Genomic DNA, 681 nt, shown 5'->3' with positions numbered 1-681 from the left:
AGGAACGCCATTAGGTGTAGTAGCCTTGTGACGTTTTTACTGACTAAATCACATAAACACAAGAAGACCGCAATATACCTCCGAAGAAACATCATGAAATGCCGTTTCTGAGGGGGTGTATTGCGGTCTTTTCACTGAGGAATGCCCTTAGGTGTAGTAGCCTTGTGGCGTCCTTTACTGACCAAATCACATAAACGCAAGAAGACCGCAATACACCTCCGAAGAAACATCATGAAATGCCGTTTCTGAGGGGGTGTATTGCAGTCTTCCCTTTATCCTATTCAGTTAAAACGCCACAGGCTACATAACGTAACAAGAAACGTAGCATTAACCCTGAAAGTATGCTATACTTAATTTAGAAACAAGAAGAGCCATCAACGTATGCAGGCGTTAGGCTCATCTCAAGATTACAAATGTGATAATGCCTAACGTGTTAAGGTGTACAAGACCTTATTCGTTAGGCTTTATCATTTCTAATGAAAGAAACGATAAAAATCTATCATCAATTTTAGGACTTTTATCACCAAGGATACTTTCTTAAAATTTCTCATAGAACCACCTCCTCCCATTACAGGAAGAAATGAGCCTAACAACACGTCAACGACTCTTCTATGGTGTCATTATAGCGCAAAAATTACACAAAATACAAATCTGAGGAACGCCATTAGGTGTAGTAGCCTT

Source organism: Veillonella sp. DNF00869 (genome assembly GCF_001553345.1).
GTDB lineage: Bacteria > Bacillota > Negativicutes > Veillonellales > Veillonellaceae > F0422.
This window is presented reverse-complemented; position numbering follows the sequence as displayed.